The 22991-nt window shown below is 71.6% G+C and carries 23 protein-coding genes; 10 read left to right on the forward strand and 13 right to left on the reverse strand.

Features of this window, described 5'->3' with window-relative positions:
- Positions 1–43: 43 nt before the first annotated feature.
- Positions 44–754 carry a response regulator transcription factor gene (locus tag MWU75_RS08035; RefSeq protein ID WP_247089491.1) on the forward strand — a complete coding sequence of 237 codons (711 nt, stop codon included), beginning with the start codon at positions 44–46 and terminating at the stop codon, positions 752–754.
- Between the two features lie 188 nt (positions 755–942).
- The gene (locus tag MWU75_RS08040) at positions 943–2793 is read left to right on the forward strand and encodes an acyl-CoA dehydrogenase (RefSeq protein WP_247089492.1); all 1851 of its coding nucleotides are present in this window, start codon (positions 943–945) and stop codon (positions 2791–2793) included.
- A gap of 43 nt (positions 2794–2836) precedes the next feature.
- On the opposite strand, the gene MWU75_RS08045 is transcribed toward MWU75_RS08040, so the two are convergent.
- From MWU75_RS08045 to MWU75_RS08055, 4 genes are all read right to left on the reverse strand, one after another.
- Positions 2837–3682, reverse strand: coding sequence for an alpha/beta hydrolase (locus MWU75_RS08045; RefSeq protein ID WP_247089493.1), 846 nt, complete (start codon positions 3680–3682; stop codon positions 2837–2839).
- Between the two features lie 135 nt (positions 3683–3817).
- Positions 3818–4378 carry a winged helix-turn-helix domain-containing protein gene (locus MWU75_RS08050; protein WP_247089494.1) on the reverse strand — a complete coding sequence of 187 codons (561 nt, stop codon included), beginning with the start codon at positions 4376–4378 and terminating at the stop codon, positions 3818–3820.
- 101 nt (positions 4379–4479) lie between these two features.
- Positions 4480–4608 (reverse strand): hypothetical protein, encoded by a 129-nt coding sequence (locus MWU75_RS19895; protein WP_281496989.1) that lies wholly within the window; start codon positions 4606–4608, stop codon positions 4480–4482.
- Positions 4609–5075: 467 nt separating this feature from the next.
- Positions 5076–5855 (reverse strand): NAD-dependent deacylase, encoded by a 780-nt coding sequence (locus MWU75_RS08055; protein WP_247089495.1) that lies wholly within the window; start codon positions 5853–5855, stop codon positions 5076–5078.
- Between the two features lie 170 nt (positions 5856–6025).
- On the opposite strand from MWU75_RS08055, the gene MWU75_RS08060 reads away from it, so the two are divergent.
- Complete coding sequence (locus MWU75_RS08060) at positions 6026–6871, forward strand: helical backbone metal receptor (protein ID WP_247089496.1); 846 nt, start codon at positions 6026–6028, stop codon at positions 6869–6871.
- A 107-nt stretch (positions 6872–6978) separates the two neighbouring features.
- Here MWU75_RS08060 and MWU75_RS08065 read toward each other — a convergent pair whose 3' ends face one another.
- Positions 6979–7782, reverse strand: a complete 804-nt coding sequence (locus tag MWU75_RS08065; RefSeq protein WP_247089497.1) for a carbon-nitrogen family hydrolase — start codon at positions 7780–7782, stop codon at positions 6979–6981.
- Between the two features lie 40 nt (positions 7783–7822).
- Positions 7823–9832 carry a cytochrome c oxidase assembly protein gene (locus tag MWU75_RS08070; protein ID WP_247089498.1) on the reverse strand — a complete coding sequence of 670 codons (2010 nt, stop codon included), beginning with the start codon at positions 9830–9832 and terminating at the stop codon, positions 7823–7825.
- Between the two features lie 26 nt (positions 9833–9858).
- Here MWU75_RS08070 and MWU75_RS08075 point away from each other — a divergent pair, with 26 nt between their 5' ends.
- The 5 genes from MWU75_RS08075 (at position 9859) to MWU75_RS08095 (ending at position 13585) form a co-directional block, all read left to right on the forward strand.
- Entirely contained in the window at positions 9859–10731 is an 873-nt protein-coding gene (locus tag MWU75_RS08075) for a maleylpyruvate isomerase family mycothiol-dependent enzyme (RefSeq protein ID WP_247089499.1), read from the forward strand.
- Positions 10732–10961: 230 nt separating this feature from the next.
- Complete coding sequence (locus MWU75_RS08080; protein WP_247089501.1) at positions 10962–11522, forward strand: hypothetical protein; 561 nt, start codon at positions 10962–10964, stop codon at positions 11520–11522.
- Between the two features lie 169 nt (positions 11523–11691).
- Positions 11692–12327: a hypothetical protein gene (locus tag MWU75_RS08085; RefSeq protein ID WP_247089503.1), complete on the forward strand. Its 636-nt coding sequence runs from the start codon at positions 11692–11694 to the stop codon at positions 12325–12327.
- Positions 12324–13034 carry a hypothetical protein gene (locus MWU75_RS08090; protein ID WP_247089505.1) on the forward strand — a complete coding sequence of 237 codons (711 nt, stop codon included), beginning with the start codon at positions 12324–12326 and terminating at the stop codon, positions 13032–13034. Before MWU75_RS08085 ends, MWU75_RS08090 begins: the two co-directional genes overlap by 4 nt.
- Positions 13031–13585 carry a hypothetical protein gene (locus MWU75_RS08095; protein ID WP_247089507.1) on the forward strand — a complete coding sequence of 185 codons (555 nt, stop codon included), beginning with the start codon at positions 13031–13033 and terminating at the stop codon, positions 13583–13585. Before MWU75_RS08090 ends, MWU75_RS08095 begins: the two co-directional genes overlap by 4 nt.
- Here the strand turns inward: MWU75_RS08095 and MWU75_RS08100 are convergent.
- Positions 13542–14897: a hypothetical protein gene (locus MWU75_RS08100; protein WP_247089509.1), complete on the reverse strand. Its 1356-nt coding sequence runs from the start codon at positions 14895–14897 to the stop codon at positions 13542–13544. The two genes, MWU75_RS08095 and MWU75_RS08100, sit on opposite strands and share 44 nt — an antisense overlap.
- Positions 14898–14998: 101 nt before the next feature.
- On the opposite strand from MWU75_RS08100, the gene MWU75_RS08105 reads away from it, so the two are divergent.
- Positions 14999–15370, forward strand: a complete 372-nt coding sequence (locus MWU75_RS08105; RefSeq protein WP_247089511.1) for a DUF5655 domain-containing protein — start codon at positions 14999–15001, stop codon at positions 15368–15370.
- 92 nt (positions 15371–15462) lie between these two features.
- On the opposite strand, the gene MWU75_RS08110 is transcribed toward MWU75_RS08105, so the two are convergent.
- From MWU75_RS08110 to MWU75_RS08135, 6 genes are all read right to left on the reverse strand, one after another.
- Positions 15463–16632, reverse strand: coding sequence for a hypothetical protein (locus MWU75_RS08110; protein WP_247089513.1), 1170 nt, complete (start codon positions 16630–16632; stop codon positions 15463–15465).
- On the reverse strand, positions 16629–17777 hold the full coding sequence (locus MWU75_RS08115) for a hypothetical protein (RefSeq protein WP_247089515.1): 1149 nt from the start codon (positions 17775–17777) through the stop codon (positions 16629–16631). Before MWU75_RS08115 ends, MWU75_RS08110 begins: the two co-directional genes overlap by 4 nt.
- The gene (locus tag MWU75_RS08120; protein WP_247089517.1) at positions 17774–18271 is read right to left on the reverse strand and encodes a DUF4188 domain-containing protein; all 498 of its coding nucleotides are present in this window, start codon (positions 18269–18271) and stop codon (positions 17774–17776) included. Before MWU75_RS08120 ends, MWU75_RS08115 begins: the two co-directional genes overlap by 4 nt.
- Positions 18268–18714, reverse strand: coding sequence for a hypothetical protein (locus tag MWU75_RS08125; RefSeq protein ID WP_247089519.1), 447 nt, complete (start codon positions 18712–18714; stop codon positions 18268–18270). Before MWU75_RS08125 ends, MWU75_RS08120 begins: the two co-directional genes overlap by 4 nt.
- On the reverse strand, positions 18711–20333 hold the full coding sequence (locus tag MWU75_RS08130) for a phenylacetate--CoA ligase family protein (RefSeq protein ID WP_247089521.1): 1623 nt from the start codon (positions 20331–20333) through the stop codon (positions 18711–18713). Before MWU75_RS08130 ends, MWU75_RS08125 begins: the two co-directional genes overlap by 4 nt.
- Before the next feature lie 147 nt (positions 20334–20480).
- A complete protein-coding gene (locus MWU75_RS08135) occupies positions 20481–21014 on the reverse strand; it encodes an SgcJ/EcaC family oxidoreductase (protein WP_247089523.1) in 534 nt (177 codons plus the stop codon).
- A 301-nt stretch (positions 21015–21315) separates the two neighbouring features.
- On the opposite strand from MWU75_RS08135, the gene MWU75_RS08140 reads away from it, so the two are divergent.
- Positions 21316–22869: an HNH endonuclease signature motif containing protein gene (locus MWU75_RS08140; protein WP_247089525.1), complete on the forward strand. Its 1554-nt coding sequence runs from the start codon at positions 21316–21318 to the stop codon at positions 22867–22869.
- Positions 22870–22991: the final 122 nt, after the last annotated feature.

The raw sequence follows: 22991 nt of genomic DNA on the forward strand, positions 1-22991 counted from the left end.
TCGGTCGGGTCTTCCTCATCGTGGGCTGGTTACCGTGGACCCCGTGACCAGTGAACCCTCGGGAGCCGGCGGCACGATCTCGGTTGTGCTCGTCGACGACGACGCCCTCGTCCGCACCGGCCTCGGGCTGATCCTGGGCGGCGCCCCCGACCTGGAGGTCGTCGGCGAGGCCGGCGACGGCCGGGCCGGCATCGAGCTGATCCGCCAGGTCGCTCCCGATGTGGTGCTGATGGACATCCGGATGCCGGTGATGGACGGCCTGGCGGCGACGGCCGAGCTCCTGGCGTCCGACGACCCGCCGAAGATCATCGTGCTCACCACCTTCGACACCGACGACATGGTGATGGAGGCGCTGCGCATCGGCGCCCACGGCTTCCTGCTCAAGAGCACCCGGCCCGAGCGCCTGGTCGAGGCGATCCGGGCGGTCGTCGCCGGCGAGCCGAGCCTGTCGCCCTCGGTGACCCAGCAGCTCATCGCCCAGGTCGCCGGCGGCGTGCGACAGGCGGCCGCGGCCACCGGCGAGGCCCGGCGCGAGCGGGCCCTGGCACTGCTGGAGGACCTCACCGACCGCGAGCGCGAGGTGGCGATAGCGATCGGGCAGGGCTGGCCGAACGCCCAGATCGCCAGCACCCTCTACATGGGTCTGCCCACGGTGAAGGCCCACGTCTCCCGCGTGCTCGACAAGCTGGGGGCCGCGAACCGCACCCAGGTCGCGCTCATCGTCCACGATGCCGGCCTGACCGAGACGTCCTGACCCCCTGGGAGCGCCACGCGACGCGCTCGGTCGCCTCTGGGGTCGCAACACCACGCGCCCGGTCACTTCTTGCTTTTCCGAGTCCCGCGAGGCACACTGTTACTGACAAGTAGGTACTGTCGGTATCGGGTAAATCCCCGAACCTGAGGATCACCGCCGATCCCGCGCGGGCATGAGGACTGAGGAACATGAGCCACTACAAGAGCAACCTCCGCGACCTGGAGTTCAACCTGTTCGAGGTCCTGAACCGGCAGGACGTCCTGGGCCAGGGCGCCTTCGGCGACTTCGACGAGGAGACCGTGCGCGACATCCTGCGCCAGGTCGCCACGCTGACCGAGAACGAGATCGGCGAGAGCCTGCTGGAGTCCGACCGCACGCCGCCGACCTTCGACCCCGCCACCGGCGAGGTGACCATGCCGGAGGCGTTCACCAAGTCCTTCCTGGCCTGGCGCGACGCGGAATGGTGGCGCCTGGAGATCAGCGAGGAGCTGGGCGGTACGCGCGCCCCGGCCTCGCTCACCTGGTCCGTCGCCGAGATGGCGCTCGGCGCCAACCCGGCGGTGAAGATGTTCTCCGCGGGCTACACCTTCGCCGAGGTCCTGCTCAACCTGGGCACGCCCGAGCAGAAGAAGCTCGCCCAGCAGATGATCGACAACCACTGGGGCGCCACCATGGTGCTCACCGAACCGGACGCCGGCTCCGACGTCGGCGCCGGGCGCGCCAAGGCGGTCCAGGCCGACGACGGCACCTGGCACATCTCCGGCGTCAAGCGTTTCATCACCTCCGGTGAAGCCCCCTTCTACGACAACGTGATCCACTTCGTGCTGGCCCGCCCCGAGGGCGCCGGCCCCGGCACCAAGGGACTCTCGCTCTTCATCGTGCCGAAGTTCCACATCGGTGAGGAGGGCGAGCTCGGCGAGCGGAACGGTGTCCAGGTCGCCAACATCGAGCACAAGATGGGCCTGAAGGTCTCCACCACCTGCGAGCTGCGCTTCGGCGAGGACGAGGACAACCCTGCCGTCGGCACACTGCTCGGCGACGAGCACAACGGCATCGCGCAGATGTTCCACATCATCGAGTACGCCCGGATGCTCGTCGGCACCAAGGCCATCGCGACCCTGTCCACCGGCTACCTCAACGCGCTGGAGTACGCCAAGGAGCGCGTCCAGGGCGCCGACCTGGCCCAGATGGCCGACAAGGCCGCCCCACGGGTGACCATCACCCACCACCCCGACGTGCGCCGCAGCCTGATGCTGCAGAAGTCGTATGCCGAGGGGTTGCGGGCGCTGATGCTGTTCACGGCGACCCAGCAGGACACCGTGATGATCGCCGGGGACCACCCGACCGAGGAGTCCCGGATGGCCGAGAAGGTCAACGACCTCCTTCTCCCGCTGGTCAAGGGCTGCGGCTCCGAGCGCGCCTGGGTGCTGCTGGGCACCGAGTCGCTGCAGACCTTTGGCGGCTCGGGCTTCCTGCAGGACTACCCGCTCGAGCAGTACATCCGTGACGCCAAGATCGACTCCCTCTACGAGGGCACCACGGCCATCCAGGGCCAGGACTTCTTCTTCCGCAAGATCGTCCGTGACCAGGGCGAGGCGCTGATGCACCTGTCCGCGCAGATGCTGGAGCTGGTCAAGGGCGGCGGCGCGGAGGACTTCCTAGCCACCGAGCGGGGCCTGCTGGGCCGGGCGCTGGAGGACGTCCAGGGCATGGTCGAGTACCTCGTCGGTCGCGCCATGGCCGCCGACCCGCGCACCGGCGGGTCACCCGAGGCGATCTACGCCGTGGGCCTGTCGACCACCCGGTTCCTGCTGGCCGCCGGTGACGTCGTCATCGCCTGGCTGCTGCTGCGCCAGGCCGAGGTCGCCAAGGCGGCGCTCGACGCAGGCGCCACCGGCGCGGACCGGGACTTCTACCTCGGCAAGGTGGCCGCCGCGAGGTTCTTCGCGCGCGACGTCCTGCCCCGGGTCCACTCCGACCGCGGGATCATCACGCACACCGACGACTCGATCATGAGCCTGCCGGAGTCGGCCTTCTGACCCAATTCTTGGGGAAGTTCGGTACGCCCCGTGCGCCGCTCCCTCAGCCCGTGCGTCGGTCGGCGAGGAATGCGGTGACGGTCGGCAGGTAGGCCGGCGCCAGTTGGTCGCGGCGGTCCACGCCGTCCACCGGGTCCGCGACGAACAACCCGTGGTTGGCGTGGGGGAACACGGCGTAGCCGTGCCGCACGTCGGACGGAAGGTGCACGGCATACTCCCGCAGGCTGGTCTGCGCCGGGACGAGAGTGTCGTCGGCGCCGAACAGCACCAGCACCGGGCAGCGGACTTCCGGCATCACCTGCCGGGGGTCGAAGTCGATCATGCCGCTGACGAACCGGATCGCCTCGGCCGAGTCGTAGGGCACCAGCGTGGTCTCGAACCACGGCTTGTCGGCGTGCCGCTGCTGCTCGGCGAGGATCGCCTCGGGCGGGGTGCCGTCGCGCATCAGCTCGAAGCGGGCGTCAACCCAGGCCATCGCCTCCGCGAGCGCCTCGTCGTCGTGGCCCTCGGCGCGGAGCCACGTCGCGATCCGGTCCCGCTCCTGCTCGGCCGGCGTCGTGCCGGGGCCGGAGTGACAGACGACGAAGTCCACCGCGTCGGGCTCGAGCGCCGCGGCGAGCAGCGCGACCCACCCGCCCTGGCTGATGCCGTAGAGGCCGACCGGCTGACCGGCGGTGCGAGGGTGGTCGCGCAGCACCCGGAGCGCGGCGAGGGTCTCGTGCGCCCGGTTCTCCAGCGTCTGCTGGGTCCAGTGGCCCGGCGAGCCGCCGCAGCCGGGCTTGTCGTGGCGCAGCACGACCGACCCGGCCTCGGCCAGCCACTCCGGCCAGCCGCCCCAGTCGAGCCGGTCGCCGTCGCCCGACCCGTCGACGAGGACGAGGCCGGGCACCGGCCCCGTGGCCCCGTGGCCGGGACCCGGACGATCGCACCCAGGTCACCCACGGCGGCCGGGACCACCGTCTCGCTCTCGGTCGGCGGGAGGTCGGGGGCGGTCGGCATACTGGCTGGTGGGGCTGTGGTCTGCTCACTCATCGGTGTTCTCCTCGGTCTCGGCGCCGACCGGGGTGCCGGCCAGCAGGATGCGCACGAAGCGGTAGCCCTCGGGCCAGCCGGTGCGCTCGGTGAGGCGCGCGACATACGGCTCAATCACGGCGGTCAGTTCGTCGCGCACGGCGACCGCCTCCGCGGCGGTCAGGGGGAGGGTGGCGCCGCCGACGAAGCCGACGTCGCGCCACTCCTCCGGTTGCTGCCCGGCGGCAGCCTGCCAGGCCATGATGCGGTCGGCCTCGCGCTGGACGAACACCCGCTCGAGCTGCTCGGCGGCCGGACCGTGCCCGGACCAGCTCTGCTCGATGTCGGTCAGCTGCCAGGGGCGCTCCCGCCCGTCGCCGCGCGGGGCGGCCTGCTCGACGAAGCCGTACTTCGCGAGCAGCCGCAGGTGGTAGGAGCAGCTGGCCTGCGTGGATCCCAGCCGACGGGCGCACTCGGCCGCCGTCGACGGGCCCACGGTGCCGAGGAGCTCGATCAGCTCCAGTCGCAGGGGGTGGGCCATCGCGCGGATCGCGCGGGGATCGGTGATCTCCATACGTCAAAGATATCTTTGACACCTGTCCATTGTCAAACGTTTCTTTGGGAGTATGTCGTGAGCGCCGGTCTGTCGGTCGCTGCAGTCGGGCGAGGGCCGGGTCAGTTCGCGGCAGGGGTGAGAACACGTCGCGCCCAGGCGTCGACCGCCGGGTGCAGGTCCCGCAGGAGCGTGTCGGTGGCGAGCACCGCGCCCTCGGCGGCGCGTCCGAGCAGCGAGAGACCGGGCACCGGGGCCCCTGCGGCGTCCAGCACCTCGGCGCCGGGGCCGACGCGGGCCCCGCGGTGCTCCCTGGCGGGGAGGAAGTCCTGCCTGACGGCATCCTCCTGACGGCTGCCTGCGCCGGGGAGATCCCCGCCGCGCCGGCGAGCAGGTGCGCGGCCAGGTCACCCAGCACCTGCGGCAGCTCGTCCCCCCGCGCGGCGCGGACCACGGCGAGGGCACGGTCCACGAACCGGCCGGTGTCACCGGCGCGCGCGTGGGTGGCTCGCACCAGGTCGGCGGGCGACTTCGGCGTCATCATCCGACCGCTGCGGGAAACCAGCACGATGTGCACGTCGGACTCCGTGGCGGTCTGCCCGCGGCCGGTCGTGAGCGCCAGCGCCGCGTCGATGCCGGTCAGGCCCGCCCCGCACACCAGCACCGTGGCGCCGGGCTCCAGCTCCTCGCGTGCCAGCGGCAGCTCGCGCCCGTGGTGTCAGCCGGGGTCGTCGGCCACCGCGCCCACAAGCTCCGGGAGCACGTTAGCGGCCGTCCCGCGGACGACGTGGTGACACATGTCGCTGATGTCGGTCTCCACCGGATTGACCTCGATGACCGTCGCTCCCTTGGCCAGCGCCATGGCCGGGTAGCCCGCGGCCGGGAAGACGATGCCGGAGGTCCCGACGACCAGGCAGACGTCGCCCGGCGCGAGCGCCTCGATGGCGTCCTCGGTGGTGCGGACCGCCTCCTCCGGCAGCATCTCGCCGAACCACACGACACCCGGTCGGACGTCGCCGCCGCAGGCGGCGCAGGTCTCCGGGGCGAGGCGCTCGACCGGCTCGTCGGGGAGAGCCGGCGCATCGTCATACTGCGTGTGGCAGTCCGCGCAGCGGAGCTCGGTCAGCGCGCCGTGCAGGTGGGCGGCGACCTCGGACCCGGCGCGTTCGTGCAGGTCATCGACGTTCTGCGTCACGACCGTCACCTCGCGCAGTGCGGCCAGGTCGGCGAGCGCCCGGTGGCCGGCGTTGGGCTCGACGTCGCGGACGAGCTTGATGCGCCAGGCGTACCAGGCCCAGACGAAGGGCGGGTCGTCGCGCCAGGCCTGCGGCGTCGCGAGCTGGCTGGGGTCGAAGGCCTCCCACAGCCCGGTCTGGGCGTCGCGGAAGGTCGGCACGCCGGACTCCGCGCTCATCCCCGCGCCGGTCAGCACCAGGATGCGCCGGGCGTCCCGCACTGCGGCGGCGACGGCCCGGGGCAGGTCGGCAGTCTGCGTCACGTTCCGCTCCTCTCACCAGGCGCCGACGCCAGTATGCCGTGAGGTCGGGTCACGCACGGCGCGTCCGGTGGGCCGTATCGCCGCCGGCCGGCGCGTCCGGCCGTATCGCCTCCGGCCCGCCTCTCCGGCAGGCGCCTCCGGTCCGGGCCCGGCCTCGCTACGGTGCGAGTATGCCGCGCACCCTCACCGACGACCTCGGACAGCCCGTCGAGCTGCCCGACGCCCCCGTCCGGCGCGTCGTGTCACTGGTGCCCTCGCTGACGGAGGCGATCGCTGCCGCCCGGGTCGAGGCCCTCGTGGGCGCGACGGACTGGTGCACCCACCCCGCGGACCTGGACGTGCCCCGGGTGCGCGGCACGAAGAACCCCGACCGCGCGGCGATCGCTGCCCTGGCTCCCGAACTGGTCGTGGCGGTGCAGGAGGAGAACCGCGAGCTGGACGTGCGCAGGCTGCGTGCGGCGGGGATCAAGGTCTGGGTCTCTGTGATCGAGTCGGTGCCGCAGGCGCTGACGGCGATGCGCCACCTGTTCACCGAGGTGCTCGGCTGGGGTGCTCCCGGCTGGCTGGAGCAGGTCGAGGGTCTGTGGGGGTCTCCGGAGCTGCCGCCGGTGCGGGCCTCCGTGGCCGTGCCGATCTGGCGGGACCCGTGGATGGTGGTCGGCGCCAGGACCTTCACGACCGACCTGCTGACGCGGGCCGGGCTGCGCAACGTCTATGCCGACCACGAGGAGCGCTATCCGCACGTCGAGCTCGCGGCGCTGGATGCAGCGGGGGCGGACGTCGTGCTGCTGCCGGACGAGCCCTATGAGTTCAGCGCCGGCGACGGCCCCGAGGCGTTCGCTCGCACCCCGACGCAGCTGGTCAGCGGGCGACTGCTCACGTGGTACGGCCCGTCCATGGTGCAGGCGTGGGAGGCCCTGAGCACCATTGGCCCCTCAACGCCCTCAACACCGTCGGGCCCTGAACCAGGACAGGCTCTGATTCGCCCCCGCAGCGGGCGCGCGTTCCGCACCTGATCGCGTCCAGTCGGGACGTGTACAAAACCTCCCCCAGGTTGGGCGCGACGCGTACAGAACCTCCCCTAGAATGCGTGGGAGGCGTACACGACCTCCCCAAGAATGGGTTAGAGCCGTCGGTCCGCCAGCACCGGGAACTCCTCGCGGAACCGTGCGACCTCGCCCGGGTCGATCTCCAGGGAGAGCACCTCCTGACCCGTGCCCGCCTCGGCCAGCACCTCGCCGCGCGGGTCGACGACCGCGCTGTAGCCGCCCATCTCCGTGCGCGCGTGCGTGCCCGCGGTGTTGCAGCCCAGCACGAAGCACTGGTTCTCGATCGCCCGTGCGCGCAGCAGCAGCCGCCAGGCCTCGACCCGCGCCGAGGGCCACGCCGCAGGCACCACGAACAGCTCGGCCCCCTCGTCGACCTGGGCCCGGTAGAGCTCGGGGAAGCGCAGGTCGTAGCACGTGGACAGCCCCGCCCGCAGCCCCTCGGCCGGCGCCGGGAGGTCGAGCACGACGACCTCCTCGCCGGCCTCCATCAGCCGCGGCTCGCCGTTGCCGAAGCCGAACCGGTGCATCTTGCGGTAGCGCGCGATCCGCTCCCCCGTGGCGTCGAGCAGCACCGAGGTGTTCCACAGCCCGCGCCCCTGCGGCCCCGCCTCGTCCACCGGTGCCTCGGCGATGGAGCCGGCGTGCACCACCGCCCCGATCTCCCGCGCGGCCTCGGCGACCCGGGCGACGACCTGCCCGTCGACCGTCTGGGTCCGGTCCGGCCAGCCGCGGTAGTCGAACGCCCCGGCGCTCCACATCTCCGGCAGCACCACGAGATCGTGCCCGGCCTGGGCCCGCACCAGCTCGACCACGCGGTCGGTGCGGTCGGCGATCGGCTCGCCGTCGGCATACTCCAGCTGGATCAGGGCGATGCGCACGTCTCTCTCCTCGGTTGGGGAACTCGGGTCCTGGGTCGCGCTAGCGGGCGCGGGGGTCGCTGCCCCGCCGGGCCAGCTCGGCCAGCTGCTCGTTGTATGCCGTGAGCTCGGCATCGCCGTCGCGGTCGGCCCGGCGGTCGTGCCGCGTGGCGTCGCGCTCGTCCGAGCGCAGCCAGTCCAGGGTGACCATCATCGCCAGCACCACGGTGGGCAGCTCACCGATGCCCCAGGCGATCATGCCGGCGAGCTGCTGGTCGGCCAGCAGGTCGGGCACCCACGGCAGGTCGACGGTCTTGAAGAAGGTCGGCGCGAGCAGCCAGGTGCCGCTCATCAGGGCCAGCCCGAAGAAGGCGTGCGCGGCGAGGGTGCCGATCAGCACCATGAGGCGCAGCGGTGCCGGCCACTTCGGCGGCCCCGGGTCCTTGCCCACCAGCGCCCACACGAAGGTGTAGCCGGTGAGGAAGAAGTGGACCACCATCACGACGTGGCCGGAGTGCGTCGACAGGGACCACTCGAACCAGGCCGTGTAGTAGAACGCGATGAGCGAGCCGAAGAACATCACCGCGGCCACGAGCGGGTTGACGAAGAACGCGGCCCAGCGGCTGTGCACGATCGCCAGGATGACCTCGCGGGGGCCAAGCGTCTTGTCCGTGCGGGCCTTGAGCGCGCGCAGCGCGAGCGTGACCGGCGCGGCGGGCACCAGGAAGATCGGCACCGCCATCATCAGCGCCATGTGCATCACCATGTGCAGGCTGAACATGACCTTGCCGTACTGCCCCGGGGCGCCGCAGGTGGCGTAGATGAAGATGGCCCAGCCGATCACCCAGAGCACGGTGCGGCCGACCGGCCACGCGTCCCCGCGGCGGCGCAGTCGGCGGACCGCGGCGAGGTAGAGACCCACCGCGAGCAGGGCGGGGATCAGGAAGAGCCACATCGGCTCCCAGGCCGTGAGCAGCTTGCCCATCGTGAACGGCTCCGGCGTGGGGAAGCCGGTCAGCGGCAGCGCCGGGTCGCCGCCGGTGATGTCCTCGACCACCGGCGGAGGCGTGCGCGAGAGCGCCACGCCCAGTCCGACCGCGGCCCCCATCACGCCGAGCTCGGTGAGGGCCAGACGCGCGAAGACCCCGGGCCGGGTCGTGTCCCGCTCGAGCAGCAGCCGGCGCTGGTTGTAGCCGAACATCCCGAGCACCAGCAGGGCGACCACCTTGAGCCACAGCACCAGCCAGTATGGCGACAAGAGGTCACCCAGGTCGTCGGCCTGGAGCAGCGCGAAGAGCACGCCGGAACCACCGACGGCCACGTAGCAGGCCAGGGCGATCGTGGAGTAGCGCCTCAGGGTGACCGGCATCGCCGTGCCGAGCACGGGCCGGAGGATGACGATCGCCAGCAGACCGCCGACCCAGAGGGAGACGCCGATGAGGTGGATGAGCAGGCCCGTCATGCCCTGCTCGTGACCGACCAGGCTGCTGCCGTGCCCGGCGAAGCTGACGGGCCACATCGTCGCGACCGCCAGGGTGAAGGCCCACGCCAGCTGGCCGCGGGTGCGTGCCACGGCGGCGAAGGCGCACAGCAGGGCGACCATCACGAGCTCGATCAGGATGAGCCGGGTGATCTCCAGGTCCCAGGCGCTGCGGGTCAGCTCGCCCCAGAAGCCCGGGTCGGAGAGCTGCAGGCCGGAGGACGCGGAGAAGGTGAAGACGAGCCCCGCCACGCAGGTCAGTGCCCACGCGCCGGCGCAGTATGCCGCGGCGACGGCTGCCGTGGACCGGCGCGCGGTCTGGCGTGCCTCCGGGGTGAGGAAGGCCGCCACCAGCAGCAGCCCGATGGCCAGGGCGGCAGAAAGGTCGTGCAGGACCCGGTTGACAACCAGGCCGTAGCGCACCACCGGTCCGGTGTCGCCCAGGACCAGCGGTTCCACCGCGCCGGAGATGGTGCCGATGAGCACGGCCACGACAACACCGGAGGCCACCACCATGCCGACCGGCGCCACCAGCACCCGGGAGAGCCCCGGCCGGGTGGTCGATGAGGGTCGGCTCAGATCGGTGGTCACGCTCCCATGCTAGGTACGCTGCCTGCATGCCCCTACATCCCACTCCCCCGCGCGACCTGGACGAGCTCGTCGAGGGCTTCCGGCAGACCGTGCAGGCCGTGATCGACCTCGGCCACGGGTGCACCCCCGAGCAGTTCGCCGAGCCGACGTCGTGCCCGGGCTGGAGCGTGCTCGACCACGTCTCGCACATCGCCGCGGTGGAGCACTACCTCGACGGCGGTGACCACCCGGATGTGGAGGTCAGCGGGCTGGAGCACGTCCGGCACGAGTTCGCCGCGTGGATGGAGCAGGGGGTCCAGGCCCGCCGGGGCACGTCCGGGCCGGAGGTGGTGGCCGAGCTGGAGACGCTGCTGCACAACCGGCTGGCGACGCTGGCCGACCCGGACCTGACCCTGGACACCGAGGTCCGTGCCCCGATGGACTCGACGATGAGGCTCAGCTCGCTGCTGAGGTTGCGGCTCACCGACATCTGGACCCACGAGCAGGACATCCGCGAGGCGCTCGGCCGTATCGGCGACCTGGACACCCCGGCCGCGGCGACCTTCGTCAATGCCTTGGTGCGGTCCTTCGGTCAGCTGATGCACGCTGTGCCGATGGCCGACGGACAGACCGTGATCCTGGAGAGCACCGGCCCGGTGACGGCCCGGATGGGCGTGCGGGTCAGCCACGACGAGACGGGGGAGGTGACCTACCACTCCCTGTTCACCGGCGAGAGCGAGAGCGGCATGGGCGAGGCGGTCCACTCGGGCGAGGACCCCTCCACCACGATCAGCCTGTCGACCGAGGCTCTCACCCGGCGTGCGGCGGGGCGCCGCACGACCGGCGACACGACATACTCCGTGGTCGGTGACGAGGACCTGGCCGTCCGGGTTTTGGACGCCATCACCTTCACGCCCTGAGCCTCGCACCCCACCCCTCCTGGCCACCGAAATCAGCCCTGGGCGAAGCCCGCGATATCAAGTTGCTTCGGCTAAACAATCTGCGCACAATGGGTGGGTTGCCACTCCGGCGAGGGACGCCTGGGAGTGCATACCCGGGTCAACGAAGCCACCGAGCGTGATGGAGTGACCCCTGTCTCCCGTCATGCTCACGGCCGCCCGGTTCAGAGGGACTACATGAGGAGTATGACGTGAAGAAGTTCAGCCTGATTGCCGTGGCGACGACCGCCACCCTCGCCCTGAGCGCCTGTGGTGGCGAGGACGAGCCCACCGACGAGACCACGCCGGTGGAGCAGACCACCGAGGACACGGCGGCCGAGACCACCGAGGACATGGCCGAGGAGACCGGCGACATGGCCGAGGAGACCGGCGACGCCGCGGGCGAGACCGAGGAAGCTGGCAGCTTCAGCGACCCGGCCTGCCAGGAGTTCTTCACCGAGGGCGGCCCGCTGGCCGACCGCGCCGAGGCGGCCCGCGCCGCGATCGACAACGGTGAGATCGTCGACACCATCACCATGAGCGAGGTGACCCTGCTCAAGAGCCGCATCGACGCCACCGCCGAGGAGGCCCCGGAGGACATCTCCGCGCTGCTGCTCGAGGTCAACGCCCCGTTCGCCGAGGCCCAGGCCGCGGTCAACGAGGCGAGCGAGGACGTCATCGACCCCGAGTCCGGTGCGATCACCCTGCCGGAGATCGACACCCAGGGCTCGGCCGACGCCCAGGCCGAGCTGGAGACCGCGTGCGCGGCCTGACCCTCAGCTGACGGTCCCCCGGACCACATGCGGCGCCGATCCCCTCCGGGGGTCGGCGCCGTTCTGCTGTCCGCGATGCCTGCCTCGAACTGCTCCCGGGTGGGGGCCGGGTCCGAGCGTCACCGGCGACGGTGCCGCCACGAGCTCCCGTCACGTTAGCCTGTCCGTCGTGACCGAACCCGGGGCGATCACCGCACGCGCGATGCTGGCGTTCCTGCTCGCCACGTGGCCCCGGCGCGTCGTGCTCTCGCTGGTGCTGCTGGTCCCGGTGGTGGTCGCGGCCGTCGGCGGCTTCGGACCCGCTGACCCACCGCCGCGCGAGGTCGAGCCCGGGACCGTGACAGACACCGGGGCCTACCGCGTGGTGCCGCGGTCGTTCTTCGTCTCCGAGACGGTCGACGCGGGCAGCCTCGAGGAGGGAGAGCGCTGGGTGGGTGCCCGCGTGCAGATCACCAACCAGGGGACGCAACCGATCAGCGTCACCTTCGACGACCCGACGTTCGAGCTCCCGGCTGACGTGCCGAACGACGGCTCGCCCAACCCCTACGAGGTGCTGCGCGTCGACACCGGCGCGCGACTCGGCTCGGCGCAGCCTGGGGTGACCTACGAGGTCGCGCTGCTCTGGCGCACCACCGGGCTCCAGGACCCGCCGGCCGAGCTGACTCTGACCATGAACCAGTCCGCCTGGACGGAGTGGAACATCGAGGCGGGCTACCACACCTGGCGCGCCACCGCAGACGCCTTCTACGTCCACCTGCCCCGCGGTGAGGCCCCGGCCTCCATCCTCGAGGAGGAGGACGAGTGAGCGGCAGCACGAGTGAGGGAGCGCAGGACCGCACCGGCAGCACGAGTGAGGGAGCGCAGGACCGCACCGGCACGAGCGAGGGAAGTCAGGACCGCAGCAGTAGCACGAGTGAGCAGAGCCAAGGCCGCCGGGCGGGCGAGGGAGTGCACGTGCGCCGGGGCCGGTGGGCGGCGGCCGCGATGCTGGCGGCGGCCGTCGCGGCGGGCGCGGCCGCCAACGCGATCGACGCCAACTTCCTGGCGAGCGGGTGGCACACGGTGCAGCGCGGCGAGGAGGCCTCGGACATCACGGTGGACAACTTCCAGGTCCACGTGCACGGTGCAGCGACCTCCACCCAGCTGGAGGACCTGGAGGTGGTGACCAGCCCCGGCGCGTTCGTGGTGGTCGACCTGTCCTATGCCACCACCGACGCGTGGGACACCCCGGAGGAGGTCGTGCTCATCGACGAGGCTGGCCGCGAGTTCTCCGAGCCCAGCGGCTTCGGATCGGCCGGCAGGGTGTGGCCGGCAGGCCCGGACATCTGGTCCCGGGGGAGCCTGCTCTTCGAGGTGCCCGCCGACGTCGGCGACCTGGCCCTGGAGCTCCGACCGCAGACCCCCGACGCCCGGCTGCCGAGCAGGGTCCTGCGGGTCCCGCTGACCGTCCGCACCAACTCAGAGCCGCTGACGCTGGAGCGGCCGAGCGTCCTGGCGGAGGGTGACCGGTGAGCCGCCGGCGCGGCCGGGTCGCGACGATCGTCGCGGCCACCGGGCTCGTGGTCTCGTTCGCCGGCTGGGGATGGTTCGTCAGTGAGCAGGGGCGCGAGGGCTGGTGGAGCCTCGGGCAGCACGTCGCGATCACACCCGACGACCAGGGTCGAGCAGTGGTCGACTCGCTGAGCGTGCGGCTCACAGGGGCCGCGACGGTCTCGGAGGTGGAGGAGGAGCCGGCCCCCGCAGGGTTCAGCTACCTGGTGCTGGACTTCGAGGTCTCGGCGGAGGACTCCACGGAGGCCAGCACCTGCGACGTCCAGGTGCGCGACGACCGGGGCCGACTGTTCCAGGCCGGCCAGGAGGTCCCCTACGCCGACCCCTACCTCCCGTGGCTGACCTGCGGGTCCGCCGACCACACGGAGGACCCGGTGCCGTCGCATCAGTCGATGCTGGTGCTCGTGCCGGACGACACCGGGCTGGTCTCGGTGCGGGTGGACGCACGCGAGTTCCCTCCGGCGACGTTCATCGAGCTGCCGCTGCCTCCCGACGAGGACGCGGGCCCCTGAAACCCAGCTGTCCCGCCGCGCCGAACCGCGTGAGCAACCGGTCGGCGAAGACCGCGGTCAGCGCGACGGTCAGCACGAGGGTGAGCAGCTGCGCGACCCCCTCGATCGGGGCGTACACCGCCTCCCAGAAGATCTCCCTGCGCCAACCGAGCACGAGCCGCGCTACCCACCAGACGACCACGTCCAGCTGGGCCAGCAGGGTGAACAGCACGCAGTAGGCCAGGACCGGGGCGAACGCCGACCGCATCACGAGTGCGAGACCACCCACGAGCGCACCGAAGTGACCCTCGGTGTCGGAGAGTCGGCTCCAGGCCTGTCGCAGCGGCGCGTCCCCCACCCGGCCGGTGAGCGCACGCCAGCGCCCCCTCCGGACGACCGCAACCACGTCGTCCGGGCGCACCGTGTCGGCGACCTGCAGGCCGTAGACGATCACCGCGATGGTGAGCACCGAGATCGGGACCACCAGACCGGTGACCACGGCGTCGGTCAGCACGGGCACGGCACCGAACATCCAGTCGCCGAACGCCCCCAGGCTGGGCAGGTTCTCGCGCACGCGCGCCCACACGTCGGAGAGTCCCTGGGCCACCGAGCGCGTCGACCACCAGCCGCTCAGCCCGCTCAGCACGCCGGTCAGCACCCAGGCACCGAGCGTCATCCAGACCACCTCGGCATACCCGACGACGATGTGCAGGACCCCGCGGCGAGGACCTTCGACCAGGCCCCAGCGCTCGTTGCTCGCGAGGCGGGCACCCACGGCCCGGACCACCAGGGCGGTGGCGACGATGCCCAGCACGAGCCAGGACGCGATCTGCGGCAGACCACTGACGATCGTCTCGGCCCCGAGCTGTTCATAGAGCGTGCCCCGCACGTAGTTGATGAGGTCGGCACGCAGGTCACCGCGGCTCTCATACACCACGAGGAAGGGCACGAGGACGCTCCCCGCAGCGGCGATCACGCCCCAGAAGTTGGAGCGCCGGGCCTCCCGGCTGCGCACCACCAGGAGCATCCCGACCAGCGCGGCCAGGCTCGCGAGCGGGACCAGCGCGAGCGCGAGGAAGCCAGGCACGGCACCGACGAGTCCCGCGGCCACCGCGAGCCGGGAGAGCAGCTCGTGGGCCAGCAGGCTGGCGGCGCCGATTGCGAGCAACGGCAGCCAGTGCTGCGCCAGCAGGGCTGCAGCGCCCCGCACCAGCTGGCCCGACTCGCGCAGCCACGGCTCACCGGCCGGGTCAGGTGTGTCGTTCGCCGACCCTGCCGGCGCGGACGCGGGATCGGGCGGGGATCCCGCCTGCCGAGTCTCGTCGCCAACCATCGCGCGTCACTGTAGCGACCGGGCCGCGCCGAGGTCGCATCACCAACGGTGTCGCACGCTGCGCGACGGCGACTGTCGGTCGTGGCTGTCATCCTGCCCTGATGAGCACCTCCTGGACGGTCGATGATCACCTCAGGGACAAACCCGCCGCGAACGTGGTGATGTTCCACCGCTTCGTTGAGCTCGTGGGCGACTGCGGGCCGTTCGAGTTCTCCCCGAGCAAGAGCACTGTGACCTTCAAGGGGGTGCGTCGCGGGTTCGCCGGTGCCCGGCCCACGGCCGCCGGGCTGACGGTCTACCTCGACCTGCAGCGTGAGCTCGCCGACGATCCGCGCGTTGGCAGCGTCAGTCCCTACACGAGCCGCCTCTTCGTCCACCACCTGCGCCTGACCTCGCTGGACCAGTTCGACGCGGAGCTGGCGGGGTGGATCCGGGAGGCGTATGCCGTGGGCGCCGGCGAGCACCTGGGCTGAGCCCGCCCCACCGTCATCGCCGACCTCGTGCGCCCGCGGGGGAACGGCTCCGTCCGTCGGTCGTGGGGGCGGTCCGTCGGTCGTGGGACCGGTCAGTCGGTCAGTCGGTGGGACCGTGCCGGTGCGCTGCGTGGCCGGCCGAGTCGGAAGACGCAGTATGCCGTGCTCTCCCCTCCCAGCTGCGCCGTCACCCCCGCAGCGCTCATGGGGCAGTCGAGAAGCTGGCTGAGCGGGTGGGCGGCCAGCCCCGCACGGGCAGCGGCCAACCAGACCCGCAGGAGTGATCGGCCCAGGTCGATCATGGCCTCGTCGGGCAGGTCGGTCGGCGCGGTGAGGGCGACGACCGTGCCGAGCGGTCGCGCAGTGGCGGTCCGGGCGAGCAGCGCGGTCAGCCGGGTGCGCCGCAGCAGACCCAGGACGCCCGGCCGCAGCGCAAGCCGGAGTCCCGCACGCTCCCAACCGGCCAGACCAAGACCGGCGTCGGACAGCCCGTCGCGCCCATAGGCAGGGTCGCGCGGGTCCAACCGCAGCCACTGCCGCAGCTCCGCCGTGGCCGGGCCGTCGAAGGTCCACCGGTCCGCAGCCCGGAGGTGCGTCTCGACGAGGTCGTGTGGCAGGACCGCGAGTCGCCCGCCACTCGCCGGCCCGGCACCACCGACCAGCCCCGCACCATCGACCGGCCCGGCACCACTCACCAGCCTCACACCACTCACCGTCCCCGCACCACTCACGGTCCCCGCACCACGGACCAGTCCTGCTGCCTCGGCCACCTCCGCCACCTGCTCCGCCGTGACGAACGGCTCCACATACGCCGCCCGCGCGGTGCGACGACTGAGCAGCTCGTCGACGCTGAAGCGCGCATCGTCACCCGCCCCACCTCCTCCCGGCTCGTCACCGAGCGCGGTCAGCTCCACCCTCCCGGCCACGCGCCGCCCGCGGTCGACCTGCCAGGTGGGACGCACGGCATACTGCTCGTCGGCGGCGACGATCGAGATGGCCTCCGCGACGCATCCCAGGGAGAGCAGCAGGTCGCGGCGCGTCGGATCGCCGACCTCGAGCACCCGGTCGGCGTCCCACCCCAGCACGAGGGCGTCGGGTCCGTCGGCGCGAACCTCCCACGGCTGGGTGTTGTGCGCGCTCGGCGCCCGACCCCAGTCGGCCGCGCGCGCGAGCAGTCGCTCGGCGGGGGACGTCCCGGGGACGGGGGCTGTCCCCGGGTCGGGGGACGTGCCGGGGGCGGCGGGCGGATCCGCAGGACTCACGTCAGCTCCTTGCGGTAGAACGTCACGCCGTGCAGCGGCCGCCCGCCCATCGCGGCGAACTGCGCCGCCGAGGCCTGGTTGTCCTCACCGATAAAGGTCACGCGCAGCGACTCGTAGCCCCCGGCCCGCAGGTTGGCCAGCAGCCGGTGCGACAGGATCGACATCAGTCCCCGACCCTGCGCGTCCGGGACGGTCCCCTTGATGATGAGCTCCGCGTCCCGTCGATAGCGCCGCCGCGTCAGCAGCAACCGCACCTGGTCACGCAGCGCCATCCGCCCGCCGGTCGACTGCACGAACGCGGTGAGGTCGGGCACCACGAGCACGAACGCCGACGGCTCCCCGTCCACCGTCAGCCACAGCAGCAGCTGCTCGTCCAGCAGCCAGGCCAGCCCGTCGGTCGCGGCGGCGAGCTCCTCGGCGGTGATCGGCGTGTAGTACGGCAGCTGCGCGAAGCTCGGGTTGAGCATCGAGCGGAGTATGCCGAGCTGCCGGGTCAGTCCCCGCCGTCGCCCGTGGTGCAGCTCCACACCGTCGGGCAGCGGATCGGCGCCGCGGGGGAACACCTCGTCGGGGTCGTGGGCCGCCAGGTCCTCGCAGATCCACGTCGCGGCGGGCCAGACGGGCATGAAGCCGGCGGCCTCCCACGCCGCGGGGTAGTGCTCCGGGTTCCACGGCGAGTCGACGAAGCCGCGCTCGGCGAAGCCGGAGGTGATGACGCCGCCGGTCTGGTTGGGCAGCAGCGAGACCGGGCCGAGCAGGGTGGTGCGGCCCGCCTCCCGGGCGACCATCTCGGAGTATGCCGTGAGTCCGGCGAGCACCTCGGGTGCGGTGAACTCGGTGGCCCCCATGAGCTGGGCGCGGGTGCCCAGCTTCTCGTCCATCCGGCTGTCGAAGTGGACCGTGGTCCTGCCGACGACCGTGCCGTGGGCGTCGCGGGCGAGCGCGACGATGACGCTGCCGTGTGCGGTGTGCGGGCCCAGCCCCTGCCACCAGGAGCGGACGGTGTCCTCCCACAGGGGGACGTAGCGGTCCCGGGGGTGCAGCCGTAGCGGCAGCTCGAGGAACTCGCGAAGGTCGGCCTTCGTGCGCGCCGGCCCCACGGACAGGCCGCCACCGGCGTCGAACGACGGTGCCGGTGCCGTCACCGGAGCTGCCCGTCAACGGGCGGGCCCGTCATCGGCTCCTTCGTCGCCCGCTTGTGGCGCACGACGGGTGGCCCGACCTGCTCTTTCGCGATCGGGGTGAAGGTGTCGATGTTGCGCATGACATTGCCCTCGGCGCGCCACACCCCGTTGGTGTAGCCGTGCGGGTCTGCCGTGTAAACGCGGATCCAGCCGCCGGTCGCGTTGCGGGTGCCGTCGGTGACCCAGGCCATCAGCTCGCGGTGGGTGCCCGTGCGCGCGAAGAGCATGAGGTCGTCCATCGTGTCGAACCAGGCGATCGTGCCGAGGGTGAACGGCGGCTGCCAGTAGGTGCGGTGCCCGCGGTAGCCGCGCATCCGCTTCATCTCCGTGATCATCGTGCGGTAGCGGCCGGCATGCCGCAGCCAGGCCGCGGGGCTGGTGTAGCGCGTCCCGCCGACGAACATCACCCCCGCTTGGGCGATGTCCGGTGCCCTGCTGAAGTCCTGGGTCCTCATCGGTCCCCCTCCCCTGACGGTCCCTCGTCCCGGTCCGAAGCCTCGGGTGCTGCGGGCACGTTGTAGAAGATGCGGATGTAGCCGCCGCTGGCGTTGCGCTCACTCAGCACCCAGCCCATGAGCTCCCGGTGCTCACCGGTGCGGGCGAAGCGCATCAGGTCGTCCTGGGTCTCGAAGAAGCCGAGGGTGCCCAGGCTGAACGGAGGCTCGTAGTAGACGCGGTGGTAGAGGTAGCCGGGCATCCGCCGCATCTGCCGGACCAGCCGGCCCCACTGCGGCGCCAGTCGGAGCCAGGCCAGCGGCCCGGTGTAGCGGGTCGCTCCGACGAAGACCGCGCCGGCGTGCCGGGCGGCCGATGGGTCGGCCAACCTCGCACGGTCCCGCAGGCGCGCGGCCAGGTCGGCCCTCGGCATACTGCCTGCGCCTGCCACCCCCGTGCTCACGGCGTGCCCTTCTGCAGGTAGACCCGCTTGAGCTTGGTGTTCTCCACCGCGAACGGGCCGGTGCCGAAGTCGTGCACGCGGACCTCGATGTCGCCGGTGCGGGCGGACTCCTCCAGCGACTGGGCGAAGTCGCGGCTGACCCTGGCGAGGTAGCCCACGACCCCTTCCTGGGCGTCGCGGGCCAGCTCGGAGCGCTCGTCCGCGGTGAGCGACTCGTCCTCGCGCAGCTCGAGGTGGATCACGGGCTGACTGTCCCGGCCGCCGTCGAGCTCCTCCAGGGTGAGGGTGAAGGAGGCGAGGCGGGCCGCGCGGGCGGAGTCGGCGTACAGCCCGTTCTCGACGTCCTGGGGATAGATGTTGGCGCCCATGAACGAGATCGTGGCGTCCTTGCGGCCGTAGAGAAGGAGCAGCGGGAGCTTCATGCCCTGCGCCTGCCAGGCCCGGCGCGCGGCGGACTGCCACTCGGGGCGGGTGCGCAGGATCGCGGCCAGGTCGTGCCAGTCCAGGATCACCCCCTCGTCGCCGATGTTGTAGCGCAGCTTAGGGCTGAGCACCGACGTCGACGTGAGGGTGCAGAGGATCTCGCCGTCGTCGGTGACCTCGAGGTAGGTCTCGAGCGGGTTGTACTGGAAGATCATCGGCGTGCGCGTCTCGTCCGGGCCGAGCACGGCCTCGCGCAGGTCGTGGTCGCGCAGCAGCTGGCGACGCAGCCACACGGTCAGCTCGGTCTCGCCGCCGATGCCGATGGTCAGGTCGGAGGCGCCGTAGCCGGAGCGCACCGTCAGGAAACGCTCCTCGCAGTAGTCGCGCAGCGCCTCGGTCATCCCCTCGCCACCGACCAGTCCGTGCATGCGGTGCCGGTCCCAGTCGAAACCCTCGTCGTCGAGCCGGTCCCGCAGGTCCTTCAGGAAGGGCGGGTAGGCGGTGATCAGGTAGGTGAAGCCGGTCCCGAAGTGGGTGATGGTGTCCACGATCTTGTCCAGGTCGGGGCCGGTGTTCTTGACCATGGCGATCTTGGCCATCGCGATGCCGGTGTTGGTGCCGGTCGCCCACGCCCCCATCGAGTAGGCGTTGATGACGAACAGCCGCGGCTCGTCCCTCATCATCAGTGAGGTGAAGCCGGCGACGTTCCGGTGGATGTCCTGGAGCTCCTCCCTGCCGCGGACCCAGTTGAACGGGCGACCCGAGGAGCCGGAGGACTCATCCACGAGGGTGCCGCGCAGGTCCATCTCGCCGTGCCAGCAGCGGGCCTCCTCGCCGAAGCGGGTCACGTAGGTGTCCTTGCTGGTCGGCGGGTAGTTCTCCAGGTCCCACCACCGGAAGGTCCAGTCCCGCTCCCGGAGGAACTGCTGGTAGGCCGGCACGTGCAGCGACCCGAGCTGACAGGTCATCCACGCGTGCCAGCGCGCGAAGTCGCCCATCCACGGCCGGTAGTGGGTCGCGGTCAGGCGCCACATCGCCGGGTGCACCTTGTAGAGGCTGTAGCTCTGGGTGAGGGCCCCGGTGCCTGCCCGGAGCGCAGCGCGACGGGTGACCTTCAGGGGTCTGCTCGTCCACACCCGCTCGCCCAGGCCGTAGATCGTCTGCCCCGCCCGTTGCCTCGCCCCTCGCATCGCCATGCCGTGAGTATGCCGTGCCATGCCTCCTCCGACGCGGACCCGTCGGTCCTGGGTTCCGTCAGTTCTGGATTCCGTCTGTCCTGGTTCCGTCGGTCTGCTGAGGGTCTTGCGGCTGGGTTGCGGCTGTGGCCCGGTTGCCACCGACCGCTACGGGTCGTCGTAGCGCGCCGGCCGCAGGCCGGACCCGTCCGTTCGTGGACCGGACCCGTCGGCGACCAGGGTCTGGGCACCCGGCACGATGTCGGTGTTCTGCGCGGCGACGGCCCGCAAGGTGCCGTCCTTCTGGCGCCGGGTGACGAAGACGAAGATGCCCCGGCGGTCCCCGGCGTAGCCCGGCCCACCGTCGTCGGCGTAGCCCGGCGCACCGTCGTCGGCCTCGCCCGCCCCACCGTCGCCGCCGGACGGCATACTCTGACCCTCGATCCGCCACCGGGCGTGGACCACGGCCGTGTCCCCCAGGTCCCGCACCCGCAGCCGCTCGATGCTCATCGTGCTGCCGGGGAAGATGTGGGCGAAGCCGTAGGCGTGGTTATGCCGGATTTGCTCGCGCCTGGTCCACCAGAAGCCGACGACGTTGACGAAGTCGGCGTCGTCGGTGAAGAGCGCGGCGATGGCATCCGCGTCGCCACGGTTCCAGGCGTCGGCAAAGCGGTTGGCGACGTCCTCGGGGTTGCTCAGCATCCGCAGGCCAGCCCTCGCCGCAGGTTCACCGGGGTGACGGTCGGGGTGGCCATGCCAACGATGATGGCACCCCGATGGCGCGGCCACGCGTGCAGTTCCTTCCTGCCAAGCCAGTCCTGGTACGCCGTCCTGCCACACCGTCCCGCCACGGCTCTCTGCACATCGCGGCCTGAGCTGAGGCGCGCCAGCCATCCACAGCCTCCGGCCGGCCACCACACCTATCCACAGGTTGGTGTCGCCTCGTTGGTGGCCGAGCGCGCTGTTCCTAATGTCGGGGGCAACCGAGTGGGAGGAGGAACTGATGGCGAACCAGAGTTGGGCACAGCCCAGCGGACGACCGCCGGAGTGGGCAGTCGAAGACGGCGCCAGGACGACCTCCTCCCACTCGGATCCACCCGAGTCCGCTGCGCCGCAGAGGCACGCCATCGGGGAGGCGTTGACGGCGATCGAGGAGTCGCTGGACGGGGTGGGCACGGCCCAGTGGCAGGACGTCCCGGAGCCCCAGGTCCGCGACCTCACCCGACGGATCGCCCGGTTGACGGCACGCCTGTCCGCCCATCAGATGGCGGCGGCGCAGGTGATGGAGAAGGCCGGCACCGCGCGACGTGCCGGCGCGACGTCCACCGGTCAGATGATGGCGAACGACTTCGGCGGAGACCGTCGCGGCTCAGAGGACCTCGTGAGGACTGCTGGCGCACTCGAGGAGTCTGGTGCCTCCGCGACCCAGGACGCCCTGGCAGCCGGTGACATCAGCCAGGAGCAGGCCAAGATCATCGGCCGGACGGTCGCCGCACTCCCCAAGTACCTCACCGATCAGGAGCGTCGCGAGGTCGAGCAGAAGCTGCTGGGCGCGGCGAGCCGGTTGTCCCTGACCGACCTTCGGCGCCGTGGCAAGCGCGCCCTCGAGGACGTCCGTCCCGACCCGGAGGCTGACGAGGGGGAGGACAAGGAGACCTCACGCCAGGAGAAGTCCGCGTGGGAGAAGACCTGCTTCTCGATGTGGGACCGCAAGGACGGCACCCACGGCTTCAACGGGATCGTCCCCGACCTCCAGGCTCACCAACTCCGAGCGCTGCTCGATGCGGTCGTGTCCCCACGCCGCAACCACCTGGCCGACGAGCAAGACAGTGGTGCCGACAACGAGCAAGACAGTGGTGCCAACGACGAGCAAGACTGGGGTGCCGACAACGAGCAGGACCGGAGTGCCGGCAGCCAGACTGGGGATGCGCCGCCTCCCACCACACCGGAGGAGATGACGCCCTACCCGAACCAGTTGGGCCGGGCCCTCTGCGGTCTCATCGAGCACTTCCCGACGGACGGCTTCGCTCAGGCCGGTGGATCACCGGTGTCGCTCGCCATCACGTTTGCCTACGAGCACCTCGCGAACCAGTCCGCGAAAGTGGCCGGCACCCTGACCGACGGCCTCCGAGTGTCCGGCGGGCAGATTCGTCGTCTGGCCTGCACGCAGCAACTCATCCCGCAGGTCTTCAACGGACGCTCCGTGCCGCTCGACCAGGGGACCGCCAAACGGCTCTTCACCAAGGAGCAGCGACGGATCCTGGCCCAACGGGACCTCGGATGCGCATTTCCAGGCTGCGACCGGCCCCCGCAGTGGTGCGACGGGCATCACCTGAGGAGCTGGTCGAAGGGCGGACGTACCGACCTGGGCAACGGCGTCCTCCTCTGCTTCTTCCACCACCACGCCGTCCACGACCAGGGGTGGAGCGTGCGCCTGCACCCAGGCGACGGCATCCCCGAGTTCGCGCACCCCGAGCACACCGGTGGCCGGTGGCAACGCAACCATCGGTTCCGAGCCTCCACCGACCTCCTCCCACAGCTCGGCGCCGTCCCATAGGCCTTCGTCCGCCCGACAGGTGGGCGGTGGCTGGCGCCAGCGAATAGGTGCTGCCGAGCGCGAGTGACTCGGCCGGTGCATGATGCGCGCGGCTCGGCCGCTGCGTGGTGCGCTGGCTCAGC

The organism is Ornithinimicrobium sp. F0845, assembly GCF_023015765.1.
Classification (GTDB): domain Bacteria; phylum Actinomycetota; class Actinomycetes; order Actinomycetales; family Dermatophilaceae; genus Ornithinicoccus.

Coding starts and splice junctions, on each gene's coding strand:
- MWU75_RS08060 (WP_247089496.1), top strand. CDS start 6,026: ATGCCGCGCACCCTCACCGACGACCTCGGACAGCCCGTCGAGCTGCCC.
- MWU75_RS08105 (WP_247089511.1), top strand. CDS start 14,999: ATGAGCACCTCCTGGACGGTCGATGATCACCTCAGGGACAAACCCGCC.
- MWU75_RS08135 (WP_247089523.1), bottom strand. CDS start 21,014: ATGCTGAGCAACCCCGAGGACGTCGCCAACCGCTTTGCCGACGCCTGG.
- MWU75_RS08050 (WP_247089494.1), bottom strand. CDS start 4,378: ATGGAGATCACCGATCCCCGCGCGATCCGCGCGATGGCCCACCCCCTG.
- MWU75_RS08140 (WP_247089525.1), top strand. CDS start 21,316: ATGGCGAACCAGAGTTGGGCACAGCCCAGCGGACGACCGCCGGAGTGG.
- MWU75_RS08130 (WP_247089521.1), bottom strand. CDS start 20,333: ATGGCGATGCGAGGGGCGAGGCAACGGGCGGGGCAGACGATCTACGGC.
- MWU75_RS08120 (WP_247089517.1), bottom strand. CDS start 18,271: ATGAGGACCCAGGACTTCAGCAGGGCACCGGACATCGCCCAAGCGGGG.
- MWU75_RS08075 (WP_247089499.1), top strand. CDS start 9,859: ATGCCCCTACATCCCACTCCCCCGCGCGACCTGGACGAGCTCGTCGAG.
- MWU75_RS08100 (WP_247089509.1), bottom strand. CDS start 14,897: ATGGTTGGCGACGAGACTCGGCAGGCGGGATCCCCGCCCGATCCCGCG.
- MWU75_RS08040 (WP_247089492.1), top strand. CDS start 943: ATGAGCCACTACAAGAGCAACCTCCGCGACCTGGAGTTCAACCTGTTC.